This window comes from Lewinella sp. (assembly GCF_050633125.1).
In the GTDB taxonomy this organism is placed as follows: Bacteria; Bacteroidota; Bacteroidia; order Chitinophagales; family Saprospiraceae; genus Lewinella.
The window spans coordinates 96,900-115,411 of the sequence record NZ_JBOEFX010000022.1 but is presented as its reverse complement, the minus strand read 5'-3'; the positions used below and the strand labels follow the sequence as shown (position 1 = coordinate 115,411).

The 18,512-nt window shown below is 47.6% G+C and carries 13 protein-coding genes and 1 pseudogene; 10 read left to right on the top strand and 4 right to left on the bottom strand.

Features of this window, described 5'->3' with window-relative positions; all coding sequences use genetic code 11:
• Positions 1-52 precede the first annotated feature (52 nt).
• From ACRBG0_RS07050 to ACRBG0_RS07040, 3 genes are all read right to left on the bottom strand, one after another.
• Positions 53-1,144, bottom strand: coding sequence for a cytochrome-c peroxidase (locus tag ACRBG0_RS07050; RefSeq protein ID WP_431486201.1), 1,092 nt, complete (start codon positions 1,142-1,144; stop codon positions 53-55).
• Positions 1,145-1,154: 10 nt separating this feature from the next.
• Positions 1,155-2,192, bottom strand: a complete 1,038-nt coding sequence (locus tag ACRBG0_RS07045; RefSeq protein ID WP_431486200.1) for a cytochrome-c peroxidase — start codon at positions 2,190-2,192, stop codon at positions 1,155-1,157.
• Between the two features lie 121 nt (positions 2,193-2,313).
• Positions 2,314-3,282 carry an MbnP family protein gene (locus ACRBG0_RS07040; RefSeq protein WP_431486199.1) on the bottom strand — a complete coding sequence of 323 codons (969 nt, stop codon included), beginning with the start codon at positions 3,280-3,282 and terminating at the stop codon, positions 2,314-2,316.
• A gap of 230 nt (positions 3,283-3,512) precedes the next feature.
• On the opposite strand from ACRBG0_RS07040, the gene ACRBG0_RS07035 reads away from it, so the two are divergent.
• The 10 genes and pseudogenes from ACRBG0_RS07035 to ACRBG0_RS06990 all read left to right on the top strand — a co-directional run bounded on the left by ACRBG0_RS07035 (position 3,513) and on the right by ACRBG0_RS06990 (position 16,855).
• Complete coding sequence (locus ACRBG0_RS07035) at positions 3,513-3,938, top strand: HYC_CC_PP family protein (protein ID WP_431486198.1); 426 nt, start codon at positions 3,513-3,515, stop codon at positions 3,936-3,938.
• Between the two features lie 136 nt (positions 3,939-4,074).
• Positions 4,075-7,503, top strand: a pseudogene (locus tag ACRBG0_RS07030) (efflux RND transporter permease subunit); the annotation flags it as partial.
• A 2-nt stretch (positions 7,504-7,505) separates the two neighbouring features.
• The coding region (locus tag ACRBG0_RS07025) for an efflux RND transporter permease subunit (RefSeq protein WP_431486197.1) at positions 7,506-7,762 on the top strand (257 nt) is incomplete at its 5' end.
• Between the two features lie 118 nt (positions 7,763-7,880).
• Positions 7,881-9,110: a TolC family protein gene (locus tag ACRBG0_RS07020; protein WP_431486196.1), complete on the top strand. Its 1,230-nt coding sequence runs from the start codon at positions 7,881-7,883 to the stop codon at positions 9,108-9,110.
• A gap of 26 nt (positions 9,111-9,136) precedes the next feature.
• Entirely contained in the window at positions 9,137-10,909 is a 1,773-nt protein-coding gene (locus ACRBG0_RS07015; RefSeq protein WP_431486195.1) for an efflux RND transporter periplasmic adaptor subunit, read from the top strand.
• A gap of 189 nt (positions 10,910-11,098) precedes the next feature.
• Complete coding sequence (locus ACRBG0_RS07010) at positions 11,099-11,407, top strand: heavy metal-binding domain-containing protein (protein WP_431486194.1); 309 nt, start codon at positions 11,099-11,101, stop codon at positions 11,405-11,407.
• Positions 11,408-11,480: 73 nt separating this feature from the next.
• Positions 11,481-13,670 carry a T9SS type A sorting domain-containing protein gene (locus tag ACRBG0_RS07005; protein ID WP_431486193.1) on the top strand — a complete coding sequence of 730 codons (2,190 nt, stop codon included), beginning with the start codon at positions 11,481-11,483 and terminating at the stop codon, positions 13,668-13,670.
• A gap of 194 nt (positions 13,671-13,864) precedes the next feature.
• Positions 13,865-15,127, top strand: coding sequence for a sialidase family protein (locus ACRBG0_RS07000; RefSeq protein ID WP_431486192.1), 1,263 nt, complete (start codon positions 13,865-13,867; stop codon positions 15,125-15,127).
• A 90-nt stretch (positions 15,128-15,217) separates the two neighbouring features.
• Complete coding sequence (locus ACRBG0_RS06995) at positions 15,218-15,766, top strand: N-acetyltransferase family protein (protein ID WP_431486191.1); 549 nt, start codon at positions 15,218-15,220, stop codon at positions 15,764-15,766.
• Positions 15,767-15,886: 120 nt separating this feature from the next.
• Complete coding sequence (locus tag ACRBG0_RS06990) at positions 15,887-16,855, top strand: metal-dependent hydrolase (RefSeq protein ID WP_431486190.1); 969 nt, start codon at positions 15,887-15,889, stop codon at positions 16,853-16,855.
• A 182-nt stretch (positions 16,856-17,037) separates the two neighbouring features.
• Here ACRBG0_RS06990 and ACRBG0_RS06985 read toward each other — a convergent pair whose 3' ends face one another.
• A complete protein-coding gene (locus ACRBG0_RS06985; protein WP_431486189.1) occupies positions 17,038-18,468 on the bottom strand; it encodes a hypothetical protein in 1,431 nt (476 codons plus the stop codon).
• Positions 18,469-18,512 lie beyond the last annotated feature (44 nt).

The following is an 18,512-nucleotide window of genomic DNA, read 5'->3' as shown; positions in this document are numbered from 1 at the left end:
CAGAAGTCGGCGTATTTCGCACTCCGCACCTCGCATTCCGCACCATAGTACATCAAAACGGCGACTGGTACGCAGGCTCGCTCATCATCACCTCATCGGTGAGGGTATGGAGGAAGTTGATCAGATCCGTCTTGTCTTGCGGCGTAAGAAAAAGACCAGTTTCTCGGGTGTTCTCTAGCGTAGGGTCAAGGGTAGAAGAGCTTTTAATGCCTTGGTTATAATGGTCAATCACCTGCTCCAGCGTTTGAAAACGGCCATCGTGCATGTAGGGTGCAGTGATGCCTACATTACGCAGGCTCGGTACTTTAAACTTGGCTCGGTCGGCAGGATTCTGGGTCACATTTCCCCGACCAAGGTCTGTGAAATCAGCATCGATGTCCAAACCATTGTTCGCATACCGGTCATTTTCGAAGTTTTTGCCACCATGGCAGTGGAAACAATCTGCCCCAGAAGCCTCGGGAAAGAAAGGATTGTACTCTCCCTCAAATAGCAGTAGGCCCCGTTCTTCACTTTCGCTGAGTTCAATTTCTCCTGCTAGATAACGATCATATTTAGATTGGTTGGAGACGATACTGAACATAAACTGCTCTAGCGCAAGCGCGAGTTTTTCTTCTGTAATCTCTTCGCTGTCATAAGCACGAATAAACTGGTCGCGATACATTTTACTGTCGCTCAATTTGGTGATGACGTTTTCGAGGGTTTCGTTCATTTCCAGTGGATCCTGAATGGGTTTTAGTGCTTGGTCTCTTAGGAGATTCGCGCGGCCATCCCAGAAAAACTGATTGGTATGCCAGGCCATGTTGAATACAGGCATGGCTTGCCGGTTGCCGGGTAAACCTTCGACACCTATTGAAAACCGTCGAGAGTCCGAAAAACCGTCGGCTTGCAAGTGGCAGGAAGCACAAGCCTGGCTACCATCTTTACTGAGCATGGTTTCGTGAAAGAGCATACGTCCAAGGAGTACTTTCTGTTCCGTAAGTTGATTGTCTTCGGGCAGTCGAGGCACGGGGAAGCTACCATAGGAAAGTATATATGGGGTGTCATCATATACCGGAGGTACTGCCACTGGTCCGTCATCATCATCACAAGCAAGGAACAATAAGCTGGCAAAAAGACTGAATAGTAGTAAATATCTAAGTTGCATATGGCGATGATTATTGACGTTTAAAAATTGGATTTTCATTAAAAAGTGGGTCGTTTAGGCTTTGCAAAAAAGCAATCAAGTCTTCTTTCTCTTGGTCATTGAGCAAAAGCGGCTGTAGGAGTGGGCTTTTGTTAGGGTGATCTTCCCCTCCGGAATTGTAATGTTCAATGACGGCTTCCAGGGTTGCGAGCGAACCATCGTGCATATAGGGCGCTGTTATACCGATGTTTCGTAAGCTAGGTACTTTGTAAGTGGCCCGATCTTGTTCTTTACCCGTTAGCCGGAAACGGCCGAGGTCTTCATAGTTGGTGTACAAACCATTGTTGGCAAAGGTATAATTGGTAAAGTTAAAGCCGCCATGGCAACTGCTACAGTGTGTACGATCACTAAAAAACAACTCCTTGCCGCGTAGTACGCTGGGAGGTAGATTCTTTTCACCCCGTTCGTATTGGTCGTAGGCACTGTTGCCACTGATTAAACTTCGTTCGAAACAAGCCAGTGCGCGGGTGATGACGTAAGGGTCGGGCTCGCGCTCGTAGGCATCGAGTGCCATTTGGTAATACGTGCTGTCGGCGCGTAACCGTTCGGCAATCAAGAGGATATTAAAGTCGAATTCATTGTGTTCTTGAATGGGAACGAGCACCTGCATTTCCAAGGTAGGCACTCCGCCTTCCCGGGTATAGTAGGGATGATAAGCGACGTTCGCTAAACTCGGGGAGTTGCGTGTACCTGGCCGCTGGGCCACTCCTGGGCTGAAGGCTTTATCATCACTGAAAGCCAATTCCGGCTTATGGCAAGAGGCACAACTTATCGAAGCATCAACCGACATGATGGGGTCGAAAAATAGTTGCTTACCCAATTGCCAGCGCGCTTCGGTAAAAGCGTTGTCTTCGGGATAGGGAATTTCTGGAAAACCTTCCGGTACCTCCATCAGCGCAGGGAAAGGCTGCAAAGGGGTAGCCTCTTCCGGCTGACAAGCAACCAAAAGGCAAACGGCTAACAACCCTAATAGGGAGGTAGAGAATGTTCTTGTTAAACTGATTTTCACATGGAAATACTAATGTCCAAAATATTGAACCATATAAGGAATATAAGGCCATTTAAGTAGCTTTTAAAGACGTACTTATAATCCCTCATGTTTCTTATATGGTTCAAATCCCTGGTCGATATTACTGAATCACCAACCTTTCCGTCATCACCACCTTTCCGTTTTGCTGTAAGCTGAGGAAGTAAAGTCCGGCTGTTTTCAAGCCAAGATCAATTTCATTGTTGCTGCGTACTTGCGTTATTTGGCGAACGAGTTGGCCTTGCGCATTAGTAACCTGAAGTTGGTAAACCTCGTCGGTATCAGTAGCAATAAAGATATTGGCGGCTTTGGTTGTGCCGGGATTGGGGTATACTTTGAAAGCATTGACAGCCAAAGCCTCTTCGTCGCTATTAATCAGCGCTGAAGGACTAAACACATAATCCTGGAAATTGCGCAAAGATGCCTTAGCTTCGCCGTAGCCACCATGGGTGATCGGGCCGCTATCCAGGTCGATGTTTTCCATGGCGCGAATGTAATCTGCATCCAGGTCAATCGTAAGTTCATTGTCAATGATGGCCAAGTCCAACGCCACTTCTGTCATGAAATAGTTTTCATCTTCGAGCGCGTGGATTTGCCAAATCTGATTTAGGCTTGCACCACTATTCCCTTCAAAAGCACCAAAACGGTAGCCTGATGTCCAGCCCCAATGCATAGATGGTAACTGCGGCGATAGTGGGTGAGAACTGTGGTAAGTGGTAGGGTCTGTATGGTTGTTGCCCTCATTTACCCCAATGTGAAAGCGAATAGCTTCAATGTCGGTGATAGCCAGGTCACCCAAGAATTCAGACGTTTCCTCGGTAGCGTCTACCAGCATATAACGATCTTCAATCATGGTTTCTTGGCCACCATCGTGGATCAGCGAAATTTCAGCGATGTAATACTCCAGACGTGTATAATCGAAAGTACTGCCCACATTGTTGGTTACGCTGGTTTCCATTGCAAATGCATCATTCCCCAGTTTGTGGTGAATATTGAGAGTCACATTGGTCTGCGCCTGTACCATTAGACTGGTAAGTAGGAAAACGAAAAGGGAAAGTAGACGTGTCTTCATGAAGGTTACTTTTATTCTTATGGATTAAAATGTTAACAAACTTAGGTAATTTATTTCTGAGCAGGCTAGTGAGATTCCAGTATTTATGCAAGTTGCCTACCAAACTATTAAGAAGCTGCAAATGTTTAAATGTTAGACACTTGTAAGTTTGCTCAAAAAGGACTTACCTTTGCCGTCGGGTTATCCTTTCAACTTAGGAGGAATAACCTTTTCCTAAATCAATAGCCATTTTGCTTCGTAAAGTATTCCATATCCTCTTGGCCGTTTTAGTGTTCGTTAGCTCTTCCGGGCTGGTGTTCAGCAAGCATTATTGCCAGGGAGTATTGAAGAATACCTCGATTTTTGCGGAAGCTGCTCCTTGCCATGGTGTCAGCAAAGCGGCAAAATGCCCCCGTCATGCTCCTGCTCAGGAGGATGGGCTGGATAAAAAAGATTGCTGCGATACGCAAACGGATTTTTTGAAGGTAGAGGACGCCCAGCTGTCAGCAGGGATTGATTTTCTTGCCCTGGATTCGCCAGCACTTCTTGCCGTTTTATTTTCCTTCCTACCCTTCGATGTTATTGCTGCGGACACCAAAACCCGGCACGATCTTCACTATAAACCTCCTCTTCTCGTTTGCGACCTCCCTGTGAGTTTGCAAACTTTCCTTTGTTAGATTTCTCTTTCGTTTTATGACTACTACTGGTATCAATGGATGCTGTAGTAGGTGTCTTTTTTGAATTCAAAGGCATTTAGCCTTTCTATTCCATCTCCGTGTCTCCGCGTCTCCGCGGCTATACAAAAGAGAAACTATGTTAGCGAGCTATATTCGTTTTTTTCTAGAGAATAAACTGGTGGCCTACCTCCTGCTTCTGCTCTTCGTAGGCTGGGGATTGGTGACGGCACCTTTCGATTTTGGATTTGATTTTCTTCCCCGCGATCCGGTAGCGGTAGATGCTATTCCGGATATTGGTGAAAACCAGCAAATTGTTTTCACCCAATGGCCAGGGCGTTCGCCACAGGATGTGGAAGACCAGATTTCTTATCCCCTCACCACGGCCCTTTTGGGGGTGCCTGGGGTGAAAAGTGTGCGTAGTAATTCCATGTTTGGCTTCTCTAGCATTTATCTCATCTTTGAAGAAGATATTGAGTTTTACTGGAGCCGGAGCCGCATTTTGGAGAAGCTAAATTCTCTGCCAGCCAATACCTTGCCGGATGGTGTGCAGCCAGCCCTCGGCCCCGACGCTACGGCCCTCGGACAAATCTATTGGTACACCCTCGAAGGGCGTGACAAAGACGGCAGTCCCACTGGCGGCTGGGACCCGCAGGAGTTGCGGACGATTCAGGATTTCTATGTCCGCTACGGCTTGTCGGCCTCAGAGGGAGTAGCTGAGGTAGCTTCCATTGGTGGTTTCGTCAAAGAATACCAGATTGATGTAGACCCCGAAGCGATGAAGGTTTACGGCGTCACCCTCGATCAGGTGATGCTGGCCGTCAAAGGCAGTAATATTGATATTGGCGCTCAAACTATTGAGATCAATCTGGCGGAGTATTTCGTCCGCGGCCTGGGGTACGTCAAAAATATTGAAGACATAGAGCAGGCCGTGGTGGTCGTAAACGATAATATTCCGCTGCGGGTAGGCGATGTGGCTCATGTAAGCCTAGGGCCGGCTACCCGTCGGGGTATACTCGATAAATCGGGCGCTGATGCCGTAGGTGGGGTAGTGGTCGCTCGCTACGGGGCCAACCCGCTCGAAGTTATCCAGAATGTAAAAGCTAAAATAGCCGAACTAGAGCCGGGCCTGCCTTCGAAAACCCTCGCCGATGGGACCTTCTCGCAGGTGAAGCTAGTTCCTTTTTACGACCGCACCCAGCTCATCAACGAAACCATCGGTACCCTGGAAGAAGCACTTACGCTGGAGGTGTTAATTACCATTATGGTCGTTATCTTGATGCTGCTCAACCTCAAGTCGTCGTTGCTCATTTCCGGAACTTTGCCAGTGGCAGTATTGATGTGTTTTATTGCCATGCGCTACGCTGGGATAGATGCCAACATTGTGGCCCTTTCGGGAATCGCTATCGCCATCGGTACCATGGTAGACATGGGCATTGTGCTGACAGAAAGTATGGTCAAACGCGTAGAAGAAGCTCCTCCTGACGAAAGTTTACTCACCAGCATTTACGAAGCTACAGTTGAGGTAGCATCAGCGGTTATTACTGCGGTAGCTACTACGGTCATCAGTTTTCTCCCTGTTTTTACGATGGAAGCTGCCGAGGGGAAACTCTTCCGACCGCTGGCTTTTACCAAAACGTTTGCGCTGGTAGCGTCGATCATTGTGGCCATTACCATCATCCCGGCATTGGCCCACAGTGTTTTTTCGATCAAATTACGCCGTCGCAGTATTACGCTGGTGGGCAATGCGCTGGCTGTTGTGGGCGGCTTGGTGGTTGCGTTTGTTTACGGTGCCTTTCCAGGGACGGTATTGGCGCTCGTTGGGCTGGCCGGTTTAGCGGCGCTTTGGGTACGCGAGCGGGGGAGTAGTCGCCAAGCGACGCTTTTATCTTGGGCCACCAATATCACCTATGCCCTTTTGGTCACCTGGTTACTAACTACGGTGTGGATGCCACTGGGCGTCACAAAAAGCAACCTGACCAATTTCCTCTTTGTGGTGTCGATGGCGGGTGGCTTGATTGGTGCCTTCTACGTTGTCATCTATTTTTACGAAAGTATACTCCGCTTTTTACTCCGCTTCAAAGTGCTCTTTTTGCTAATTGTGGGGCTGATTGTCTGGCAGGGATTCCGGGTTTTTCAAACGACTGGAGAGGAGTTTATGCCCGCGCTCAACGAAGGTTCGTTCCTCCTGATGCCCACGGCCATGCCGCACGCCGGGATGCAGGAAAATATCAAAAACCTCCGCTTGCTGGACATGAGCGTGACTGCTATTCCTGAGGTGTATTCCGTAGTTGGCAAAGCAGGTCGTGTCAATAGTCCGCTTGACCCTGCGCCAATGTCGATGTATGAGAATATTATCTTGTACAAATCTGAATATAAAACAGACGAAGCAGGTCATCGGCTACGCTTTCGCGTAAAAAAGGGCGAGTATGTCCGTGATGATCAAGGAGAATTGATTCCTGATGAAAAAGGCCAATACTTCCGGCAGTGGCGCGATCATATCAAAAGTCCAGATGATATTTGGGAAGAGATTGTGAAATCGACCCGGCTACCGGGCGTTACTTCTGCCCCTAAGCTTCAACCCATCGAGACCCGGCTCATCATGTTGCAAACGGGGATGCGCGCGCCTATGGGCATCAAGGTGCAAGGACCGGATCTGGCGACCATTGAGGCTTTTGGTTTGGAATTAGAAAAATACCTCAAGGATGTTGACGGCGTCAAGGATGCGGCTGTTTTTGCAGATCGTATCGTTGGCAAACCTTACCTCTTGCTGGATATTGACCGCGAAGCGATCAGCCGCTACGGGCTGACCATCGACAAGGTACAACAACACATTCAGGCAGCGGTGGGAGGCATGAAGATGACCTCCACGGTGGAAGGGCGCGAACGCTACGCTATCCGCATTCGTTACCCCCGCGAGTTTAGAAACGACCCGGAAGCGCTCAAGCGGATTTATATTCCTACGCCTCAGGGGCAGCAGATTCCGCTTGGGGATTTGGTCGAAGTGAGATACGAGGCTGGTGCCCAATCAATCAAAAGCGAAGACGGTTTCCTCCTCGGCTACGTGCTGTTTGATCGCGAAGGCGATTACTCGGAGGTGGAGGTTGTGGATAATGCGCAACAGTATTTGCAACAGCTCATTGAGGATGGGGAATTGATGGTTCCTGCTGGGGTCAGCTACCGTTTTGCAGGCAATTACGAGCAGCAGGTTCGTGCCAGCAAGCGCTTGAGTCTGGTGGTGCCCATTGCGCTAGCGATCATTTTCCTGATTCTCTATTTTCAGTTCAGCTCGGTGAGTGTTTCGCTGATGGTTTTCAGTGGGGTATTCATTGCTTTTGCGGGCGGATTCCTGATGATAGGCTTGTATGATACCAGCTGGTTCTTGAATTTCGAGCTGTTTGGTACCAATTTCCGCGACCTCTTTCAGGTGCAAACCATCAACTTGAGTGTGGCCGTCTGGGTGGGTTTCCTAGCCCTCTTTGGTATCGCTACCGACGATGGGGTATTGGTGGCAACCTTTCTACAAGACAGCTTCAAAAAGAATGAACCTACTACGATAGAAGAAGTGNNCTGTAGTGGAAGGTGGCCTCCGCCGGGTACGTCCCGCTATGATGACCACGGCTACTACCATCTTGGCCTTACTCCCGATCCTCACGTCCACTGGCCGCGGATCGGATATTATGCTACCGATGGCCATTCCCTCCTTTGGCGGGATGAGCTTGCAAATGATAACGATGTTTACGGTGCCCGTCCTTTTCGCACTGCGCGAGGAATGGCGAGTGAGAAGAATAGGGTGGGCCACAGATCAAACGGATCAGACGGATTGACGCAGATTTTATAAAAAAAGGAAAACCGTGTAAACTCAGAGGAGCGGAGTGACGATCACCGAAGGTAATCCTGTTAAATCCCGTTAAATCCGCGTTCCATCCAGTAAAAAAAGCAATCATGAATAAAATATTTTTCATACTCCTCTTACTCCTAACCACCAGCCTGCATGCGCAATCACTGGAAGTATTAATGGAGGAGGTGTTAGGGAATAACCCCGCCTTGAAAGCACTGGAGAGCGAGTACTTTGCAGCCCTTGAGCGCGCACCCCAAGTCAGTTCACTCCCTGATACGGAGCTGGGCTTGGGTGGTTTTCCACTGCCGGTAGAGACCCGACTGGGGCCTCAAGCCCTGCGAGTAAGTGCTACCCAGATGTTTCCCTGGTTTGGCACCCTGGCCCAAAAGGAAAAGGTAGAAATAGCAAAGGCTAAAGCGACTTACGAACGTATCGATGCAGAAGCGCTCAACCTGCTTTTTGAATTGCGACAAGCCTATCTCCAGCTTTATGAAATACAGCACAGCCAAACCATCATTGAGGAAAATATAAAGCTCCTTGATGCCTTGGAACAACTGGCCCTGGCAAAAGTCGAAAGTGGCCGTGCTACCCTGGCAGATGTGCTGCGCGTACAGTTGAAAAAAGAAGAATTGCAACAACAACTAGCTTTACTGGCCGAAGCAGAGGTGAGCCCCACCGTCATTATCAATCAACTGCGCCAGCGAGATTTGAGGGAGCCTTTATTCTTGGAAGATAGTCTGTCATTTACAGCACTGCCCTTCCAACAAGATACACTCGAAGCTTGCCTCCGTCAATACCATCCACAATTGCGGATGCTCCAGCAACAGCAAGAAGTGTCTCGTCAAATGATTGCGTTGAACGACCTGAATACGAGGCCCTCCTTCGGCATCGGCGTTGATTATATCATGGTCAATGAGCGAGACAATGCCGTCATTACCAACAACGGTCGCGATATTTTACAACTGCGCGCGACCGTCAAAGTGCCGCTTTTTAGAGAGCAGTACCGTGCCCGCGAGCGCGAAGAGCAATTCCGCATCCAGGGGTTCGCTCAGCAAGAAGAAAATACCCTTAGCCGAATGCTGGCTATGGTGGAACAGGCCTACAGTAACCATCGTTCCGCCATGTTACAAAAGGCTTTTCTGGAACAACAGATCAGCCTGACTGAAACCACCTTGCAGATTCTGCAAGACCAATACAGTGCCCAAGGCGGCGATTTTGCGGAGCTGCTGCGCATGGAACAAGACCTTATCCGCTATCGCCTGCAATTGTTAAAAGCCAGTGTACAAACACATTTGGCAAAAAGTAAAATAGAGCAATTCGTTGCTATTAAATAAAGAACAGCACGAAAATAATAATAATCATGGATCAACAAAGCAATAAAAAATGGCTGTTTGGCTTCGGTGGCATCCTCCTGGGAGCTTTGCTGAGCGTAGCGATTATGAGTTTTAGGACAACCACTCCAGCGCCTGCTCACGATCATAGCGGTAGCATGGCTAGCAGTAGCACTGAGGCTATCTGGACCTGTTCTATGCACCCTCAAATTCGACAAAGTGAGCCCGGCGACTGTGCTATCTGTGGCATGGATCTCATTCAATTGGAGGAAAATGCCTCTAACGATCCGCTCGTACTACAGATGACAGAAGAGGCCATTCGGTTATCGGATATTCAGACAACCATCGTTGGGGCATCCGGTAGTGCCGGCAGCAAAACGCTACGCCTTTCAGGAACCGTGCAGGCCGACGAACGCCTGGCTTCTTCCCAAGTGGCTCATGTACCTGGGCGTATCGAAAAACTGTACGTCACCTTCACCGGTGAGCAGGTGACCAAAGGACAAAAACTGGCAGACCTTTACGTCCCAGAATTGATTACCGCCCAGCGAGAGCTGCTCGAAGCTCGCAAGCTTGCCGACGTCAACCCTGGGCTACTTACCGCAGCGCGCAATAAGCTGCGTTATTGGAAAATTCCAGAAGCAGCGATCACCCGTGTCGAAGAGGAAGGCGTGATCCAGGAAACCTTTACAGTCTTTGCGGATGAAAGTGGAGTGGTGACCAATAAAATGGTGAACGTTGGCGATTATGTCCGCCAGGGAGAGCCTCTTTTTGCGCTGGTCAACCTCAGCAAAGTATGGGTGCTCTTCGAGGCTTATGAAGACGACCTGGCGCACCTTAAACTAGGAGACCGTATTGAGTTTTCGACACCTGCAATTCCCAACAGAACGTTTAATGCACGGATAACCTTCATCGATCCAGTCATCAATCCTCGTACCCGCACGGCTTCTTTACGCACAGAGGTAGACAACCAGCAACGATTGCTCAAGCCAGAGATGTTGGTGTACGGAAGTTTGTCACAAACGGCCGGTAGCAATGCAGCCTTGATGGTCCCCAAATCTGCAGTACTTTGGACAGGGCCGCGTTCGGTGGTGTACGTCAAAATTCCTGAGACTACTGTACCTTCGTTTCAGTACCGGGAAGTAGAGATAGGTGAAGGAGTCGGTAACTTTTATCAAGTTGTCCGTGGACTAGCTAGCGGCGAAGAGGTCGTTACCCACGGCAGCTTTGCGATTGATGCCGCAGCACAACTCAATAACCAGGCGAGTATGATGAACCGCGAGGTAACACTCAAAAAGGATGCCTCTGTGGCCGCAGCACTGCCCAATTATAAAGCCCTCGCCCCAGAAACGTTCAAGGAACAACTGGCGGGTGCCGTAAGCGCTTACTTGCTTTTAAAAGATGCACTTGTAGCCTCCGATGTGGCGGCTGCAGAAGCCGCTGCTCAGGATATGCATCAGGCACTAGGCAAGGTAGATATGGCAAAGTTGAAAGGTGATGCGCACCTGTATTGGATGCAACAATTTAAAGCACTGCAAGCCCACAGTGAAAAAATTACGACCAGCACTGACCTTGAAGTCCAGCGGCAGCAATTTGATTTTCTTTCGCAGGCGCTTATCCAGACGGTCAAGGTTTTTGGAGCACACACGGATACTTTGTATGTGCAACATTGCCCGATGGCCTTTGGCGACAATGGCGCTGATTGGCTAAGCGCAGAGGATAAAGTATTGAACCCCTATTTTGGAGAGGCCATGTTGCGCTGTGGTATCATTGAAGAAACACTTGTAAGTAATGAGACGGACTAAACTGCTATTCACCAACTCCTCTGGATTGGTTATCATTGGGGCGTACCCCCTGCGGGGGCGTTACGTTACGTAGCTCGCTATTCGCTCGGCTGCCGCTTGCTGCGGCATCCTGCCCTAGGGGGCAGCTACTCCACATCACTTACGCAAAATCACATAACCAGTATTATTAACCTTTTATAAATTCAGAAAATGAAAAATGTACAATTGCTAATGTTTTTGGTAGCCTTTATCGGCTCAAGTGCCTTGTTTACAGCTTGTGGAAGCCATAGCCACGATCATGGCGATGGCACGGAGCAGCAAGGCAAGGAGTACACCTCTGCTTACATTTGCCCTATGTATTGCTCTGGGTCTGGTAGTGAAGAGCCAGGCACATGCCCCGTTTGTAATATGGATTACGTAAAGAACGAAAACGCCAAAGAAGGTCATTCTCACGACGATCACGAAGGGCACGACCATGATGGCCATGACCACGGCGACCACGATGGACATAACCATTAATACAACCATTAATCATATTATTAGGCCGGAGGCAAGAATGCTTTCGGCTACTTTTAATCATATAATCAGGAAAATGAATAAATTAACTTTTACGCTTTTATTATCCCTGATGATGTTGGGCGGTATTTCTGCTCAAGTCATTTTTGAGGAAGACTTTGAAGGAGGGGCTTTCCCCGACGGTTGGACTGTTGCAACAAGCGCTAGCGACGGAGGTTGGTTAGTGGGAACGGCGGCGGCATTGTCAAGCCAATTTTTCCCCATTGAAAATAACGGCTCTAGTCGGATTATTGGGACGAATGATGATGAGTGCAATTGTGACAAAAGCGATGAATATCTGATTATGCCACCACAAGACCTTAGTGGTTTGAGTAGCGTGATCGTGAGTTTTGATGCTTTTTATACCGATCAGGCCTACCAGGGAAACGAAGAGGATGCTACAATTGAAGTATCCTTAGATGGCGGTGCCAACTGGACGGTACTGGAAGACCTGCATGGTCATGGTAGCTGGGATCGTCACAGCGTTGACCTCAGTGCTTATGCTGGGGAAGAAAATGTGCTCGTTGGCTTTCGTTATGACGATAATGGTGGCTGGCTTTACGGTTTTGCTATCGATAATGTTAAGATAGAGGTGCCTCCCGCTTTGGAGGTTTCGCTAGTTGAATTAGACAGTAGATTGTTTGGCGAAGTAGATAGAGCGATTGCTATTGGCGGAACTCTTTACAATATTGGCGCGAACCCAATCACCACGCTAGAGGTTAGTTATACCATTGATGGAGGTACTCCGATTGTCGAAGTATTGGAAGACTTGGATATCGCTGCGTTCAGTTATTATCATTTTACGTTGGGTACTCCCTGGGTGCCTGCTAGCTCTGGTGTTTTTGAGGTGGCGGTGTCGATCGTTTCAGTCAACATGACGAACGACGGAGATCAGACAAACAATGCTTTGTCTTTTGATTCTGAGATATTTGACTTGGTTGTTCCTCCGAATAAAATCGATGAATTTGCGGCAGCTCCTGCTGTTATTTCAGAAGTAGAAGGTGCAGCAAGTTCTCTTGATAAGCCTACGGATTTGGACTTCTTTCCTATTCTGGGTAAAGATGAACTATGGGTCATTAACCAACGCGTAGAAAATAGCGGAGGTAGTACCATGACGATGACAGGAAGTACCTCTGAAACACCTACTTTTGAAGAGAAAGTAGATGGCAACGCCTGGCACTTTATGTCTTTGCCAACGGGTATCGCTTTTAGCGATGACAACTTCAACTTCGCCAGCTCCGCAGGTGTACAAGATGCTAACCACGGTGGTGGAACCTTTACGGGCCCAACACTTTGGTCGAGTGACCCTGAAATCTATGCCCAGCCTTCCGGCGGAAATGGTAGCCACTTGGATATGCTACACAGTAGCCCTTTCTCTATGGGAATTGCTCACGAGGTAGATAACGTATTCTGGGTATATGATAATTGGAACAAAGATATTGTTCGCTATGATTTTGTTGATGATCATGGCCCTGGCAACGATGACCATTCTGATGGATTGGTGTATCGCTACAAGGGAATTGGTATTACAGCAGATAGTGATATTCCCAACCACTTGGTGTTGGATAAAGCTACGGGCTGGCTGTATTTTGTAGACAATGGTAATGATCGCGTGATGCGCCTGGATATTAATTCAGGAACAGGCTCGATTAACCTTGCCGAAATCAATGAGCCACTGACGGAACACCTGAGCATTACAGGCTTTACCGTAGAAACAATCATTGACAGTGGACTGGAAGCTCCTTGTGGAATTGAAATTTACGAAGGTGTGCTTTACGTTGGTGACTACGGCACGGGCGATATTGTTGCTTATGACATGGCAAATGATTTTGCTGAAATTACGCGTATTGTTACAGGTGAGATAGGCATGACGGGCATCAAGATTGGTCCTGATGGCAACTTCTGGTTCGTCAATAGAACGGAGAATACCCTCAAAATTGCTACACCTGGTGATGTTTCCAGTACCAACGAAGCCGGATTTGATATTGATGTCAACATCAGCCCTAACCCTACGGCCGATGTGATAACGGTTACTGTTCCTACACTGGACGATTACCAGGAGGCAATGATTTCTGTGATCAGTGTGACTGGAAAAGTATTGATTCCTGCAAAATCTTTGCAAAGTACTCAAACCCTTGATTTGGCCACTTTGCCAGATGGTATCTACCTAATCCGTATTAATGGAAATGGTTACCAGATGCACGAAAAGGTTATTCTTCAGCGGTAATCCAACGTTCAAGTCAAGTAAAAAGGTCTTGGATAAGAAAAGAGCGTGTCGGGGTTTCCTTTTTCGGGATTCCCTGACACGCTTTTAATTTTAGTCCAAAGGCTGTAAATGGGGACATTTTGCGAGAAATAAGATCCTCTTAATAATACGGAGCCATTTTGACTAAAAATTAGCCTAACTCAAAAGTACCAATCATGCTAAGAACCATCATTTACGTTTGTTTCATACTGTTTCTCTGGAGCTGCCAGAGAGAAACAGCTGTCGAACAAGAAGCCACCCCAGTCATTCAAGAAATTGCTACACCTTGTAAAGAAGGTGGCGAAGGCCGCTTGTTTACCTCCACAAATGGCGAAGTATACCTCTCTTGGGTAGAATTTCTCAACGACAGCACCGACGCCCTGCGCTTCGCGCGCCTGGAAAATGGGCAATGGGGGGCGCCTCAGGAAATCGCACAGGGTTCTGATTGGTTCGTCAATTGGGCCGACTTTCCTTCCTTGGTCACCTATCCGGAAAACGATCAAATGATGGTCGCCCACTGGTTGCAAATGCGCGCCGAAGGAACCTACGATTACGATGTACACCTCTCACTGTCGCAAGATGGCGGGCAGACTTGGTCGCCATCTTTCATCCCACACCGCGATAGCATTGCGGCCGAACACGGTTTTGTGAGTATGCTCCCTATGTCTGAGCAGCAGGTATTCGTCACCTGGTTGGATGGCCGCAATACTAAAGACGAGGGGTACGAAGCCCCTTCTGACGATCACGGCCATGGCCATGGTGGTGCCATGACGCTCCGTGCTGCAATTGTTGATCCAACGGGAACGCTCAGCCAAGAAGTTGAGTTAGACGCTCGGGTTTGTGACTGCTGCCATACCAGTGCTGCACTCACCTCCAATGGTCCTATCGTAGCCTACCGCGATCGTTCAGAGGAAGAAATACGAGACATTTACATCGTTCGCCAGGTAGCTGGCCAGTGGCAAGCCCCTACTGCGGTTCATCAAGACAACTGGGGAATAGCGGGCTGCCCCGTCAATGGCCCGGTCATCAAAGCCAAAGGAGACAACGTCGCCGTAGCCTGGTTTACCGCACCTGAAGGGAAAAGTGAGGTGAGAATGGCTTTCTCTACGGATCAGGGGGCGAGTTTTAGTGCACCCGTTCGTCTGGATCATGGCTTGCCGTTGGGACGCGTAGGTTTGGCTTTTACGGAAGATGATCAACTGATAGTTACCTGGCTGGAGCAGACCGAAGAAGCGGCAGAAATCCGCTTGGCGTGCGTCAACCTCCAAGGCGAAAAAGAAGAAGAACTGGTGCTGGCCGAAGTGGAAGCTTCGCGGCAGAGCGGCTTTCCTGTCATCACCATGCACGAAGACAAAGTCTACTTTGCTTATACCCAGGTAGACAGCCTCACACGGGTGGTTTCAGGTGTAGTGGAATGGGAAAGGGAAGAGGAAAAGTAATAGAGGTTGGCCTTCCAGTGTATCATTCTAATAATACGGTAATTTTGTGCTTAATGCTGTGAGCAGATTACCTTAATAGAAAAAGATCCAATGAAATTTCAAAATAAAGTATATACGTTAAAATCGGGTAGTCAAATTACAGTCAGAGTTCCTGAAGACAAAGAAGCCCAAGGTTTGATGGATTTAAAAAGAGGCTATATTGAAAATACGTCTACACTACCTTGGACTTTGGAGGAATACCCCAAGGATATAGGGCGTGAATTAGATATAATTGAGGAGTACAGAGAAAGTCCAAACGGCATTTTACTTGTAGCCGAATGCGATGGAGAACTTATTGGTAATTTAGATATAACAGGAAGCAAGCGGTTGAAAATGGCTCATACTGCGATGGTTGGGATGGGCATAAAAGAAGCTTGGAGAAACCAAGGCCTCGGGAAAGCCCTAATGAAAAGTGCAATTGAATGGGCAAAAAACAACTCAGCAATTGAAATTCTTTGGCTGGATGTATACGCTTCTAATGAATTGGGGTACAATCTTTATAAGAACACAGGCTTTGAGGTAAGCGGAATAATTAAAGGTTTTTTCAAAGAAGAAAATGGATATATGGATAAGATACAAATGTATCAACGTATCCGCTGAGAACCGACCTGCAATCGAGTTGACGACTCGAAGGGTGGTTATAAACAGGCCCGTGAAGGGCACACAAAATACATCTGCCTAGCCTCTCAAAGGCGGTGGCACAGAAGGCATGTAACGATTATGGACTCATTAACACAAGCGGCTTTAGGAGCTGCGGTTGGCGAAGCAATACTAGGTAAGAAGATTGGCGGCAAAGCGGCCATTATTGGTGCTGTGATAGGCACAATCCCTGACTTGGACGTCTTGATAACGCCTTTCTTTACGCCACTGGAAAAGATCAGTATCCATCGGGGATACAGCCATTCGGTGCTATTTTGTATCCTCGGAGCACTGCTGATCGCCTATGTTTTAAGCCAGCTCAAAGTGACCAAGACAGAAGCTTACTGGCGGCTATGGGTACTGAGTTTTTTGGGCTTGTTTACCCATGTTTTGCTCGATGCTTTTACGACTTACGGGACACAACTTTTTCTGCCATTCACCGATTGGCGAGTATCTTTTGATAGCATCAATATTGTCGATCCGTTTTATACGGTACCGTTGCTAGCGGGTGTGCTCTTTAGTGTTTTTCGATTTGCGCCGGATGCCAAGCGTAGGGCGCTGCCTAACCAGATAGGGTTGCTGGTGAGTACCGCTTACCTCTTGTTTACGTTCGTCAATAAAGCCCACATTGAGGACGTATTTGCTGCTGCTCTGGCCGAACAGGATATTAAGTATGAAGAAATACTCACGGTACCGGTAAAGGTCGGTAATATGGTCTGGTACGGCGTAGCCAATGATGGCGAGCAACTCCACTTGGGCAAATACTCGATGCTAGCAGACAATACCATTGACTTCGAATCTTTCCCCATCAACGAGCAACTGCTCGATGGGCTAGACCCCGAACTGGCCGACCGGATGAAATGGTTTGCCCAAGGGTTTTACACCGTCGCTCAGGAGGGACGCACCATCCGGGTGTACAACATGCAATGCGATATGCAAGGGGTAAGGCACTTTGGTGATTATAAGGCACCTACCGCTTTTTATTTTCAGATCGTCCCCGAAATGGGTGGTGGTTTTGAGTTGAGCACGGGCATGCACCCGGAGGAGTAGGGGAGAGGCCTGGCCGGAAGCGTTCTCTTTGTTTTCGAGGTTGTCTCAGGAGGGCAAAGCTAGCTAGTCCGATTTAATCAGGATCGCTAGCCGAGCGAGCAGCGAGCCCTGAAATGTAGCGACCACGAAGTGGGCACGCCACCTAGTAAAAAATATGCTTTAATGCTCTTCTATTTTCTTTTTTAAATAAACGCCCCTTGCTCGCCTATTTTTAGCAACAGCCAGCGTTGGTCAAAAGTAGTTTTAGGCGAAGCCGTTATTTTGGTTTTCAAAGCTGCCAGTAATCGGAGGTATTTTGTGTCGGTGACGATGTTTTTTTTCTCTCTGATCTTAGCCAGCTGGCGCAGAAAGCGAATAAAAACCAGCAGTTGATCGGAGTGTAAGCCCGATTTTTTGGTTCGCAAAAGAAATAAACGAAAACTATTGAGTGCGGCATCCAATAGCAGCCATTCTGCTAGTTCGTAATAAATTTTGAGTTGAATAATCTTAGTCTTTGCCTGGTATTGTACGCTGGTGAAATTGACCTTCTGCATAATTCCCAGCGAGGAAGAGTAGTCCTTCTCATGGTAGAGGATATTCATGGAATTGAAAAAATAGGCATTTTTTTGTACCTCAGGAGCAAGAAAGCTTTTGAAATCTTCGGCAAATTCTTTAGCCCAGGCAAATTCCTTTTCCAGACAAGCAAGGGAGATAACATTATTGTAAGTGACCTGCTTGATTTGGCCGTTTTTGAGGATGTGTTTTTTCTGGATAATGAATTGATAGATGCGTAAAGTTTCGCGTTGGAAATACTTGTCACCGGTATTCGTTTTGCGGACGCAAAAATTTATGATACTTCGATAAGCGTTGAATAAGTCTCTCTCTTCCCATTGGTTTGTATGGTCATAGAAGACCTGTTTTAACTGCTGATAGGCAGCTTCTCTTTCTTGTCCCCAAATTACCTTTAGGTTGTAATAGTAGAGTTTAATGAGGGGGATTTTTAATAGTTCGGGCCACTGATCAATTAATTGATCGTGTATTCTAGTGACCACTTTTGTGTCAATGGTTGTTTGGGTGGTTTGCGCTATCTGAACAAGGGTGCAAGCATACTCCAGGCTGTTCTTGAAGTACGTTTGTGTAGCCAGTTGAATATTCTCCACTAGCAATTCACTGGGTACAGCCTTTTCTAAATCATCTAACCAATGTATTTGTTGCTCGTTTAGTTTTAGCTGCCGTTCTGCCTGTGTATCGGACATTTTTTGATACTCCTGAGCAAACCAATCGTGCATACCATAGCCTAGCATATTCTTCAAGATCAACTCTTTTGCAAGAGGAGATTCTTCCAGCTGGTGGTGCAGTACAAAACGCCGCAACAATGCCATTAGCTTGGTCATTAAGGCGTTTATTTTGCTTTCATTGTAGACTTCACCACGGAATAATGCCCGACTAATACCCTGCTTGGTTATTGTGCCCCAGTTACAGCACGGAGGGCCAAGTAGGTAGCTTGCTAAATCTGCAGTAGACTGGTTCGTATTAAAGTAAGGAGAGTTTACAAATAGCAGGAAATGTTGCTGATCCTTGGTACTCAGGCAACTAAGTTGGCGGGCTATTTTGCTTTTTTGAAGCGTTTTCAAAATATTTTTAAACTTGAATTGTATTCTTATAAGCTATAGTACAG

Bases quoted from the DNA above. Each gene is read 5' to 3' on its own strand.
- ACRBG0_RS07050 (WP_431486201.1), bottom strand. From the start codon at position 1,144: ATGCAACTTAGATATTTACTACTATTCAGTCTTTTTGCCAGCTTATTG.
- ACRBG0_RS07040 (WP_431486199.1), bottom strand. From the start codon at position 3,282: ATGAAGACACGTCTACTTTCCCTTTTCGTTTTCCTACTTACCAGTCTA.
- ACRBG0_RS07020 (WP_431486196.1), top strand. From the start codon at position 7,881: ATGAATAAAATATTTTTCATACTCCTCTTACTCCTAACCACCAGCCTG.
- ACRBG0_RS07015 (WP_431486195.1), top strand. From the start codon at position 9,137: ATGGATCAACAAAGCAATAAAAAATGGCTGTTTGGCTTCGGTGGCATC.
- ACRBG0_RS07010 (WP_431486194.1), top strand. From the start codon at position 11,099: ATGAAAAATGTACAATTGCTAATGTTTTTGGTAGCCTTTATCGGCTCA.
- ACRBG0_RS07005 (WP_431486193.1), top strand. From the start codon at position 11,481: ATGAATAAATTAACTTTTACGCTTTTATTATCCCTGATGATGTTGGGC.
- ACRBG0_RS07000 (WP_431486192.1), top strand. From the start codon at position 13,865: ATGCTAAGAACCATCATTTACGTTTGTTTCATACTGTTTCTCTGGAGC.
- ACRBG0_RS06995 (WP_431486191.1), top strand. From the start codon at position 15,218: ATGAAATTTCAAAATAAAGTATATACGTTAAAATCGGGTAGTCAAATT.
- ACRBG0_RS06990 (WP_431486190.1), top strand. From the start codon at position 15,887: ATGGACTCATTAACACAAGCGGCTTTAGGAGCTGCGGTTGGCGAAGCA.